At 40.2% G+C, this 12,372-nt stretch carries 6 protein-coding genes; all 6 read right to left on the bottom strand.

Annotation, left to right across the window (positions count from 1 at the left end):
• Nucleotides 1-180: 180 nt before the first annotated feature.
• The 6 genes from metK to AB4Z17_RS06085 all read right to left on the bottom strand — a co-directional run bounded on the left by metK (nucleotide 181) and on the right by AB4Z17_RS06085 (nucleotide 12,084).
• Nucleotides 181-1,395, bottom strand: coding sequence for a methionine adenosyltransferase (gene metK, locus AB4Z17_RS06110; protein ID WP_430056938.1), 1,215 nt, complete (start codon nucleotides 1,393-1,395; stop codon nucleotides 181-183).
• 158 nt (nucleotides 1,396-1,553) lie between these two features.
• Entirely contained in the window at nucleotides 1,554-1,829 is a 276-nt protein-coding gene (locus AB4Z17_RS06105; RefSeq protein WP_441958770.1) for a small, acid-soluble spore protein, alpha/beta type, read from the bottom strand.
• A gap of 112 nt (nucleotides 1,830-1,941) precedes the next feature.
• On the bottom strand, nucleotides 1,942-2,433 hold the full coding sequence (locus AB4Z17_RS06100) for a hypothetical protein (protein ID WP_339205374.1): 492 nt from the start codon (nucleotides 2,431-2,433) through the stop codon (nucleotides 1,942-1,944).
• A 79-nt stretch (nucleotides 2,434-2,512) separates the two neighbouring features.
• The gene (locus AB4Z17_RS06095) at nucleotides 2,513-4,609 is read right to left on the bottom strand and encodes a hypothetical protein (RefSeq protein ID WP_441958768.1); all 2,097 of its coding nucleotides are present in this window, start codon (nucleotides 4,607-4,609) and stop codon (nucleotides 2,513-2,515) included.
• A gap of 206 nt (nucleotides 4,610-4,815) precedes the next feature.
• The gene (locus tag AB4Z17_RS06090) at nucleotides 4,816-7,410 is read right to left on the bottom strand and encodes an S-layer homology domain-containing protein (protein ID WP_441958766.1); all 2,595 of its coding nucleotides are present in this window, start codon (nucleotides 7,408-7,410) and stop codon (nucleotides 4,816-4,818) included.
• A gap of 516 nt (nucleotides 7,411-7,926) precedes the next feature.
• Nucleotides 7,927-12,084, bottom strand: a complete 4,158-nt coding sequence (locus AB4Z17_RS06085; protein WP_441958764.1) for an S-layer homology domain-containing protein — start codon at nucleotides 12,082-12,084, stop codon at nucleotides 7,927-7,929.
• Nucleotides 12,085-12,372: the final 288 nt, after the last annotated feature.

Here is a 12,372-nt window from a genome sequence, read left to right as displayed (position 1 = left end):
CAATTCACTCCTCAAAAAATTACACTCGTACCTTATTTGTCGGTTTCTAAGCATGAAAAATTTAGGTTAAACTACTTTTTTGTACCGAATGAATAACAAAAAAGCCGTCCATGAAGTAGTCATACTACTTTGTGGACAGCTTTTTCAGCCTATAAAGGCTCTTATATTGTATATCGAATCTTAAACTCCGCTTTGAACGCCAGCGTCTGCTTTAAGCTTCTCCGCTTTGTCAACGCGTTCCCAAGGAAGATCAACGTCTGTACGGCCGAAGTGACCGTATGCAGCTGTTTGTCTGTAAATTGGGCGACGTAGATCAAGCATTTTGATAATGCCTGCAGGACGAAGGTCAAAGTTGCTAGTGATGATATCAACAAGTTTATCTTCACCAATTTTGCCTGTTCCATACGTATCTACGTTAATTGATACCGGTTGAGCAACACCAATTGCGTAAGCCAGTTGGATTTCGCATTTGTCTGCAAGTCCTGCAGCTACGATGTTCTTAGCTACATAACGGGCAGCATAAGCTGCTGACCGGTCAACTTTTGTAGGATCCTTGCCGGAGAATGCGCCGCCGCCATGACGAGCGTAGCCGCCATACGTGTCAACGATAATTTTACGGCCAGTTAGACCAGCGTCACCTTGAGGTCCGCCAATTACGAAGCGGCCAGTTGGGTTAATGAAGTATTTTGTATCAGCATCAAGCCATTCCACTGGAACCACCGGCTTAATAACATGCTCAAGAATATCTTTTTGGATTTGCTCAAGCGTGATTTCTTCCGCATGTTGTGTAGAAACGACAATAGTATCTACGCGAACGGGTTTACCATCTGCATATTCAATTGTAACTTGCGTTTTACCATCTGGACGAAGGTAAGCAAGCGTCTCGTTTTTACGTACTTCCGACAAGCGGCGAGCGATACGGTGAGATAGCGCAATTGGAAGCGGCATAAGCTCAGGTGTTTCGTTTGTAGCAAAACCAAACATTAGACCTTGGTCGCCTGCACCGATATCTTCGTTTTCTTGCTTCATATCTTTACCATCACGAGTTTCAAGCGCAGCGTTAACGCCTTGCGCAATGTCAGCGGACTGCTCATTGAGCGAAGTCAATACTGCACATGTGCTGGAGTCAAAGCCGTATTTGGCACGAGTATAACCGATTTCTTTAATCGTACGGCGTGCAATTGAAGAAATATCAATAAAATCAGCACGGCTGCTAATTTCACCAATAACAAGTACAAGGCCTGTCGCTACAGAAACCTCACAAGCAACACGCGCGTATGGATCTGCTTCTAGAAATGCATCTAAGACAGCATCGGATATTTGATCACAAATCTTATCCGGATGGCCTTCAGTAACTGATTCTGATGTAAACAAATGGCGTCCTTTAACCGACATCCGTATCAACCTCCTACAACCTTAATATTAATAAGTGCGGACATTCTACACAAAAAATGAACCTTTTCCCGTAGGAAAAGGTTGTTTTACAACTCTTCTAAAACAGTATGATACCGAAAATGTCGCTTTGTGTCAATGGACGCCGGAATTTCCAATAATTATTGATAACCGCCAAGCACTGATTCTGCTTGAGCTATCAGCCTTTTGGTAATCTCTCCGCCCACTGAACCAGCTTGCCTCGTAGATAATGCTGACCAGTGTACGCTGTGGCCTCCGGTTCCAGAGGATGCCCCTAGTTCGCCAGCAAACTCAGTGTCCGCTCCTTCGCTTGCATAACCGCCTGAGGTTAAACCAAATTCTGCAGCAATTTCATATTTCAGTTGATTTAATGCTGCTTTACTTGTTGGTACTACTACTTTATTCGAACGACTCATAAATGGCACCTCCAAAGAATATAGGAACACAATTGTATTGTGCATCCTTTCATCTTCTTTGAAGCGTATAATCTATTGTCATTTCGGGTAAAATGTTGAACATCCATCCATATTATTGCAAGCTGTATTTCCCTTTAACCAATACCGTCAAGCCGTTCTTTTGATTAGGATCTGGCAATATGCCGCGGCCCTCACGTGGGAAAAGCAATAAATGGTTGGTTGGAACAGCTTTCCCTTTAGTTAAATCCGTACCGCCAGTTAGGTCAGCTATACCGCTTGCGTCAGAGCTGTAAGCAATTGCCTTGCCTACACGTACAATGACCTCTGTGCCTTGGCCAGCCATTAGCGTCTTGCCAGCTGGCACTGTGACAACTTCTAGCGCGGTGTCCGCGACAGGCGTCGTCGTACCGCCTCCAGGAGTGCCTCCGCTTAGCTTGGCGAGTTGTTCATCCACATAGCTTTTAGTGACAACAGGGTCTTCTACAGAGCCCGGAGTCAGCGCATTTGATTCCGCTTCAAGCGGTGATGCAAAGTTTACGCCGACCCACACACCTGCTCCTACTAAAACAACTGCAACTAAACCGCGTATTACCTTTTTCTTCACTTTTGGAAGTCTCCTCTCTATCTCTCATCTCCTATAAAGATACTAGATTTAAGTAGGAGAAACCAGTTTTTTTATAAGTTTAGTGCTTTCCGTCTAGCCAGTTAATTGATGATGAGAATGAAATAGGCATTGTTGCTAATTTTTTTCTATTGCCGTTAAAAGTCTCATAGATATTCAATTGATAGTTCTCCCAAAGCAATGTGTCTCCCATTTCTTTATCAGGATCACTGTAATTCGCTCCAACTTTCCACTTCACGCTTTTTTCAGCTTTTCCTTCAAGATCTATCACTTGTGAAATAAGAACTTGTTTTGTTTCCTCATGCTCAATTTCAAATACCAATTGTGATTGTGTGTATCCATCAAAATTAACATCCTTTTGAACATTACCTCCAACCTTGATATCCATTCTCGTACCGTTCATCCATACATTAAAGAAATTCAAATCCACGGTATACGGTCCAACCTTCAACCCCGTAAAGCTGCTACTAGTTGACTTCTCTTCTGGCAAAGTAAATTGTGCAGCTCTCAAGAATCCTTTTGCGGTTGCAGTACCTTGCAATAAACCATTATCGTCAAATGCTTCACCCATCAAAAGTTGAATACCTGAGCGATCTACATTTTGCGGTAATTCTGTCCATACGATGAGCTGATCTTTACTTTCTGATTTAATCGTGTTTGTTGCTTTCGTGAATTTGGCCTCATAAAGATTGCCATCTGTTGTTTTAAAGTATCCTGCTAGCAACGGAAGCGATCCAATTCTTTTTTGTTTATTTGTCAACTCAACGAATACGGCGAACATATCCGCTTTGTCTCCACTATATGTTTTAACATCAGTAACAAGAGCATTATACGGAGCCCCATTATTTTGCTGAACAAATACAGAACCTAAATCTACTTGCATAACGGGTACGATCGTTGATTTTGTAAGCTCTCCAATTTCCGTAACCGTTTCTCCCGTTTTCTGTGATAGTTTCAGTTTAAACTTCTTCCATGAATAGTTGTAGGGAATCGATCCAACATAACTAATCGTTGTCGATGCGCCTGGGGCTAGTCCAATGTCGCCGACTTTCTTAATCGCTTTGCCATTCAGCTTAATATTGTCATCAACAAGGAGCAAACCTGATAATTCAGGTAATGGTAAATACACAGATCCATTGTTTCTCACAATTAAATCAGCAATGACATTGTCATCATTGTTCCAAGGAAATCTCTGTACGGCATTTAATTCTACTTCATATGTACCATCATCATTCGTAAATGTTGTTTTGGTCGAAGTAGACGTTGTTGTAGTTACTTTGAATGGAATATCAAACACGACAACTGGTATTTCAACTTTATTAGTTTCAACGCCAACATTATTAGTAACAATAAGTTTCCAGCCAGTTGTCGCAACAGACAAAGGGATGGATCCCGTCAACTGAACTGCATTAAGTACGGATGGTTCTAATGTCAGTGTTTCATCTGTTTTATTTCTTAAAGCCAGCTTATATAAGCCTTTAGGCGTTTGGGCATAATAGTTATATTGCGGTAATGGTACACCGAATTTCCCTGTATTTCTTGCTACATAAGTCAAATTAACATTATAGTTTTTTGCAGACTTTGTTATATTAATTTGATCAATGCGCAAGTTGACTAAAGAGTTATTAACTAGCACACCCTGATAGCCACCCGCTTTAACAAAGTTAGAGTATCCTTTTGGAAAAGTATACTGCCCAATCGTTTTTTCATATCYAGAAACGCTAAAATCAAATTTTATAATATTTACAACGAGTTGATCCAATGTAACTTTTGATCCAACTTCACTATAGTAAGTTAAAGTTGTTGTTGTTTTGGGCAAAGCCTTCTTTTTTTTGTCGGCTTCAAGTAAAGTCAACGTATATTTTGTTCCTCCCGTTGTCTTTAATCGGGCCCAATAATCGACCAAGTTAATTGCGCTGCTGTCGCCATTATAAATGGTAAAAGTAAAGCTAGCAGTTGCACCGGTTGCACTTGGAATTAAATTCGCATCTGTTAATTGAATATATGATGACTTTGTAATACTTACCTTCTTAAAAACATTGGAAGCCGTTGCTGCCTCAACTGGCTTTGATACAGGTACTGCGCTTGCCAGTACCACTAATGCAAGAAAGAACGATAGTATCATAGACATTCTTTTAAAACTCTTCTGCATTTTCATTTCACTCCGTATCTTTTGGTATACATATCTAGACGCAAACATTTACCAATAAGTTTCGCTTAAATATAAATTCCTTCATATTCTCCTTTCGTAAGTAAAATGAATATACCTAATTAAAATATAACCTTTTAATATGAACGATGTATGAACAAAAAAAAGGCTGAGAGACGAGCTCTCAGCCTTCTTTCATCATGCGAACATGATTACTATTTTCTTTTAATTACGATTACAGCAGCTTCATTGAAATCTCCGTCATATTTGCTACCAGTAGTAGCAACAGTCACGCTAGAAGCTGTTGATGTCGAGCTGCCAATTGTACCCTTTTGATCCTTAACATCTGTGTAGGTACCTGTGTAGACAGTACCATCTGTAGATATTACGTATACAACAGTGTTAGGAGTAAGGATGTAGTTACCATTGTCGCTTCCAAATGTGTTGTCATTTTGGCTGTTAGCAATAGTAATTGTTTCAAGTGCAGTTCCTACAACAGTTGCAGTGTCATATAGTTTGCTTGTGTTTTCAAGATCAACCAATTTAACGATTTTGTTTTTAAGAGCGCCATTAATGTTATTGTCATTCAGGTTATTGAACGCTGCGCCAATTACTTCAGTTGTAACATTTTGATTATTTACGTTCAATGTAACAGTGTACGTAGAAGTAGTAGCAGAAGATTGTTTGTCAGCTGATACGAACAAGCCGTAGATTGCTGGACCTGCTTCTGCATTTGCATCTGTATCAGTTTTCAAAATGATGTAGTTAGCAGTTGCACCGCTAGCATTTACATAAACTTTATCAGCTCTTGTAACTTGTGCAAGTGTGCCAACAACCAATTTACGATCAGCAAGATCAGTTGCACCAAGCTTAGTAGCATCGATTACAACAGTGTTTGCATTGATGATGTATTTTGTTGGATTCGCAGCACTAGGAGTATCAAGTACGATTTCAGTAGCAGACACTTTAGATACATTGTAACCAGCATCTTTTACATTTGTTTTAGCAGTAACGTCAGTAAGCTTGGAATCATTGAATACCAACTCAACCAATTGATCCTGAACTGCTTGGAATTTTGCAAGAAGAGCAAAATCAGTGTACTTCACTTCGTTTTTGTTAGCTTTCACGTCGAAGTAAGTTACTTTTGTTTTTTGGATAAATTCTTCATTCTCAAGTTGTTGAGCTGGTTTAGCTTCAAGAACCACTACGAATGGTTTGTTAACCGCTGCTTCTGGAGCAGTCGCTTTAACGATTTTGCCATCTGCATTAAGTAGAAGAGTAAACTCTTTACCAACGTTTGTAGCGATCAATGTAGCAATATCACCATTTACAGCATTAGCTGTTTTTTCATACACTTTACCAGCAACAGTGTATTTAGCAGTACCATTTGAAGAACCTACAAATTCAAGTTTGCCTGTAGCCGTGTTGCGAACTACAACAACTTTGATAGCAACGTTACCGGATTTGGAAACAACGCTGATTACATCGTCTTTTTTCAGGTCAGTAACTTTAGCTACTTTACCGTCAATAGTTACAGATGTGGAATCATTGATGAATGCGCTAGTTTGGTTCGTGTTAACACGAGCATCACGGTAAGCAGTTTTCTCTTCAACCGAAGTTACAAGAGCATCTTTGATTGACCATTTTTCAGCAGTTGCAACACGAACTTGATCGTTAACCAAGTACAATGTTACAGTGTCGCCTGTGCTTGCAGTTGAAAGTGCTGTTTCTTGACCGTTTACGAAGTAAACTGTGCTAGCAACAGTAGCTTTCGTTTTAACATCTGAACCTACTTTGATTTTTACGGAACCAGCAACTTGGTCAGCTTCCAAAGTACCAGTCAAAGTAGCAGCAGTGTCTTGTGCATCAGTGATTGCAACAATTTTACCGTCTTTGTTTTTAACAACTGTTACGTTGTGACCAAGCAAATCAACTAGTGATTTACCGCCAGTAACGATAAAGTTAGAAGCTGTAGCGATAGTATCAGTTTTCAACTCGTCGTTGCCTGCAGTGTTTTTCTGAGTCCAGCGAAGTTTAACTTTGCCGTCAACAACAGAAGCTGCAAGAAGCTCAGCTGAAGATGTGTTACCAAGTTTCGAAATCAATGCGCTGTTCGAAAGTACTTCGTTACCATCAACATTGTACGAAACTAGTTTAGCGTTAAGAGTGTTAGAAGTCATTTGTGCTACAACGCCACGAACTGCTTTAGCGCCAACGTTAAGATCAACGTTGTTGAACAAGCCAATGTCTTCTGCTTTCAAAAGGTAGTTATAAGGCCATACGCCTGATAGTTTTTTCTCTTGGTAACCAAGGGAACGAACCAATACGGCAACAACTTCTTCAAACTTAACTGCATCACTTGGACGGAAGTTCTTAGTACCAGCGTCACCCAAGATGAAACCTTTAGTTGCAGCTGCGTTGATGTAGCCTGTGTACCAAACGTTCGCTTTAACATCTTTGAACGTAGGTTTAACATTTTGCATCAATTTAGCTGCACCTTCGTTACCGGAACCGATAACGATTACTTTCGCAAGTTCAGCGCGAGTAATTGTGTTGTCTGGTTTGAATGTACCATCTTCATAACCTGCAATGATTCCTAGTGCAGTTAGTTCTTCAACTGCTGATTGTACCGGTTTGCCAACAACATCAGATGGTGTTGCAGCAAAAGCTGGAACGGAAATTGGTAGTACTAGCGCTGTAGCTAGCACAAATGCTGCTATTTTTTTCTTCATAACCTTTATTTCTCCTCCTCTAAATACGTGCGGTTGTTGAGAGTTTTGTTTAAATAGTGAATTGCTCTTTTCCCTCATAGCCGATTCACCCCCTTTCCAGAGTTGAGCACAGATTTGATATAAATGATGTCTACAATCATGATAAACCCATTTGTAAAATCATGTCGTAGAAACTTGTAAAAAATGCGAGAACATTGCTAGAGTCACGGCACCACTTTAACATTATACAATGGGCAGGTCGTACCGTAAAGAGGAAGTTGAGAATTCATTCCAATTTGTTTCCAGCATGAGTAGGTCTCGCGCATCAAATCATGTGTTTGTTACAACGTCATGTATTTAAACGCACGTGACAATGAAAAGTTGCGATGTTCTTAAAAAAACTTTAAAAGTTTTTTCTTTTTTCGTTTTTTCTTAATTATGTACATCTAACTGTAATCTACTCCCTGCTTTGTTAGTATAGCTTGTTTTCATAGAGCTCGTCGATGCTAAACATTTTCCATGGATAAAGTTTCTCTCTCGAGGCAAATGCTTTAATGCCGTAAAAAAACTGGCCGCAGAAAAAATCCTGCGACCAGATTTTTCTAACTTATACTTTTAACCGATCTTAGGAAGCTTACCTAAATCCGCCAAAATTCGAGCTACGATAATCGCAGCATCAGAGCGCAACAAATTCGAACGCGGTTCAAACACTGAACCACCTTTTGGATTGCTTGGATCTACAGGAGATCCGAGAATATATTTTTTCTTTGCAATAGCAAGCACAGAACTTTTCGCATAGAAATTGACGTTGCCAGCATCTTTAAATGTTTTCTCAAGATCTTTATCGATCTTCGAGGAATCAGTAGCTAGTTTCATGTCCAGTGCTCTTGCAATAATAACAGATGCCTCTTCCCTAGTCAGAGCAGCGCTCGGCTGGAACGTACGTGGACCCGTGCCTCGTATGATACCTTCTCTCGCTGCTGTCTCTACATATCTATAATCCCATAATGCATCTGGATTAACGATAGCCGGTACATCATCAAAATGCGGCTTGCTAAGCTCATAGTTTAGCGGAATATCTAGCGCCTTAACCATCATTCTTGCAAATTCACCCCGAGAAATATAAATATTGGAACCAAAATCATCAAAACCTGCTGCATTCATAATTCCTTTGGCGTAAATCGCTTCAAGGAAGTTTCTAGCATACGGATGAGACGTCATATCTGTATAGGAATAAACCATTTTACCAACTACATAATAACCAAATTTACTGAACGGAACCGTAATTGTGTTTTTCTTCACATCTACTTTACCGCCAATATTTTCCCAATACTTTGCTTTAACATCGTAACGATAAACGGTGATAATCGTTCCAATGCTGTCCTTCATGTTCGGATCAAATCCTAGGGTCAAGGTTCCCGTCTTAGATGTTACCAACTCGCGATTGTCAGGGCGATCATCATAAGTAGGAATCTTTGTTCCGCCCGTGCCTTTAGCGTTCGGGAATTGATAAGGGTCTACACCCATTTTCAAAGGATCGTATGCACCCGTAGCAGGATCATCTGCCAAACCTGCATCAATCCAGTAAACAGGGCTTGCCTTTGTAAACCTTGTCGGGTAAGACAATCTGAATCTTGTCCCGAAGCTTTCCATAATAATATTAAAATTCGGCGGCCACGCTTCTAATTCACGGCGATCAACAACCCCATCCTCAGGATTGGCAATTGCAAACAATAAATTATGACCACTAAATACTTGGTTCTTTAGATTTGCAGGCACGTTAAAATCTGTACGGATCAACGTTGTACCTTTTTCGAATTTTAACGAAAGCGCTCCATCAAAAATTTTGTGACTGCTATCCATTGGCTCCATGAATTGAGCGCCCGGAATATTCGTTGGAGCATACGTTATCTCAATGCTGCTTTGCACCTTATCATTTGCACTTGAAATAATAAAGTCAATTTTGTTTTTACCGACTTTTAGCTTATTTACATAGACACGATAGGTGTTTTTATAAAGCTCTTCAATAGTTGCTGGATTATTGTCCGAATCATAATCAATTTTCTCAGCAACTTGCTTGTTGATGGTCACCGTGCTTGCACCTGGAGCATCAATAATAACCTCAATGAAATTTTGGTTCACGATCGCTTTGTTTGGCAAAATCGGACGCAAAATCGTATAAGGAAGCGAGGTTGGATCCACTTCAAGTCGATAAGAAGCTTTAGGACCAGTCTCTCCATTGTTGTATGCAGTGAAAGTATACACACTCGAACTGCCGTCAGGATTTAGAGCCTGCGAGTTTAATACAAACGAGAACGTCTTGGTGTCTATATCATAACGTACAGCTAGGTTAGCAATATTATTGGTAGTACTCTCATTAACTTTACCTAGAACTGTTGCGCCCTTCATAATGACTAACTCATTGCTCAAATTCCAACGAATTGGCGTTTTAAGTGAGCTGCTCTCAATCTTCAAAATGTATTTATCTGGATCTGTAAGTTCTGTACTATCTTTCATCAATTTAATATTAGCTTGAATATTAGCCAAAATATCCGTGTTCGTGCTGCCAGTGGCTATAAGATCGATAAAATCGAATGTACCAAAAATATTCATGTTCGCTTCGTTAGTCGTGAAAATTGCGCCGCGCTTCACGAAGTTTGGATCATTCGGAACTGGTTCCGTATATTTGCTGCTGTAAGGATAGATACTTGTTCCTTCTACTGGTATAACCGGCAGGTTTGTTGGAATCAAATACAATTTGATCTTTTTCTCGTAAGAGTTCTTGCTTCCTTGGAATACGAATTTAATCTCATTCTCGCCGCTAAACAACGCATTGAATGCATTTGTCCTCTGGCCTGGAACAATTTCAAAATTAGTTACAGGCTTGCCCGCTTGCTGCTGCAGCTGAATCGGCGTGTTATTCACATAGAAAAATACTGTTTGAGCTTCATTTGCTTTAAAAGTGTAACGAACCTCAGAAGTATTATTAATATTGTTCATTATACCTTTAAAGTCACTCAAAGCGCCTGAAATAGCCGCTGTAATCCGTTCAGATTGCAGCTTGTTCGTGTCATCATATACAGTCATGTTATCAAAAACACTTGTATAGCTTACATAAGGTCCGAAGAGCATTGTAAACTTAACATCTTTCGTCACACCACCAACACCGTTAACGCCGCCAACATTAAGCGTTACCGTTTGAGTACCTTCAAACGGGAGTTTGTGAAACACAAGAATTTCACGCTTATATACTTTTCCATTAATATTTACAAATTTATTGATCAAATCACTCGATACATTTTTGATATTGCTTACATCGTCGAATTTATAGCTGCTTGGTGCAGCCGCATTGGAAACATTTTTGATTCCTGTAACTGAAACTAGATCAGCAGTCTTCGTTACGTCAGCATTACCAACCAATACTTCCATCGCGAAAGGAACACTATAGATATTGGCTCCTTCAAGCGGAGTACCTGTGAGTGATTCACCTGTACCTGTTTTATAACCATTTAAATAATTAATATTATCGATGAACTGAGCCGCTCCGTTTCGAAGCGAGAAACTCATTAACCCTGTACCTTCACTGCCATTTTGGCCAAGCGACTCTGTTTTTGCGTTTTTTGCTGTTAATTGAATATTATAGACCTTATTATAATCCAGCTTACCCGTATGATCCGTACCGATTGGTCGAGTGAAATTATAAATAAAGAATGCTTCCTGACCCRTATAAGTACCTAATGGTGCTGGTGTAGCAGTAGCACCTGCTGGTTGTGTCAATTTAAAAGAACTGTCTCCATTTTGCGTAATCGTATATTCGATAGGTATGCTCTTCGTTGGATCTGGATGAGGATCAAGCTTACCGTCACCGTTATCGTCCTTTAAAAAGTTAGGCACGATAATTCTACCTGTGACACTTGCTGAATTCAAATCCGTTACTAGTAGATTTGGGTTGTACTCTAAAGGCTCCGCCGTATCAACCGCACCATTTTTACCATTAAGATTCACATCTAAAAAGGTCACTTGACCGTTATAGAAAGCGATCTCGCGTGTTGTCTCAACCGTCTGATTCGCGTTTTTCACTTTAATAGTAACCAAGTTTTTTCCTTTGTTCACCGTAATTGGAGAAGCGGCAAACTGATAGTTGTTGGAGCTGTTAACCGAATAGGTTTTGCTGCTCCCGTTCACATCCACCGTTACCTGCTGCGCATTTGGAGCGAAACCAGTAATACTGATATCAGCGGATTGTCTGCCAGCGGAAGTCGTTGAATGCACAACCGTTGTTCCAACTTCTTCAATTGCAAATTTGTTACCGTCTAATTGGGCAACTAAATCGTAAAATACAGGCCCGTTGTGATACTCAATATAGATCGAGCTTGTTACTTCGCCGCCGCCTTGAATACCTCTGAACGTAATGCGGTTCAAGCCAGGAAATAATTCTACGTTATATACCTGAATATTAAATCCGCTAATGTAAATATTGCTCGTTATGTTCTCACGTTTGGAGCCAAGATCGTCATCTGTAGGGTCAGCAGTGCCTTTGTTATTAATAACTTGAACAATACTGTAGGAAACCGAAGTAGGATCTACTCCAGTGATTGATCCATTCAATGTAAAACGCGGATCGGTTGTCACCCTTGCTTCCGTAGATAATTCCTTTTCCGTCGGAAAGCTGAAGCTTCCTGTTGCAGCTGTTACCGTTTGTGAAGCTCCGAACGGCGGCAACAATGTAATCAACAGTGCCAGCGTTAGCGCTAATGATAGTAATCTTTTCAAAACAATGTTCCTCCTTTATGTATATGGCGAGCATGGGTATTTGAATGAGAAATGGCCTGACGACTATGCGGCTTACCTTTGAATAAATCTTCCTCCCTTTTCCTCTTTAGTCAGCTTTGATGCAATTGCAGTTAGGAGATCTGACCGCAGAAAAGTTCTGTACAGTTGTTATCGGCTTTTGGCTCCCAATTTTTTAGCTATTTGGCCGATTTTCAACAAAAAAAGAGCCCTGATTCCGTTAAAGGATTCAGAGCTCTTATTTATTTGGAACGGGATTCAGCATCCAGC

It is taken from the genome of Paenibacillus sp. TAF43_2 (assembly GCF_052113545.1).
Lineage (GTDB): Bacteria > Bacillota > Bacilli > Paenibacillales > Paenibacillaceae > Pristimantibacillus.
Note: the sequence above shows the minus strand (reverse complement) of the source record. Positions and strands in the feature narration are given on the sequence as shown.

Bases quoted from the DNA above. Each gene is read 5' to 3' on its own strand.
- metK (WP_430056938.1), bottom strand. From the start codon at position 1,395: ATGTCGGTTAAAGGACGCCATTTGTTTACATCAGAATCAGTTACTGAA.
- AB4Z17_RS06105 (WP_441958770.1), bottom strand. From the start codon at position 1,829: ATGAGTCGTTCGAATAAAGTAGTAGTACCAACAAGTAAAGCAGCATTA.
- AB4Z17_RS06090 (WP_441958766.1), bottom strand. From the start codon at position 7,410: ATGAGGGAAAAGAGCAATTCACTATTTAAACAAAACTCTCAACAACCG.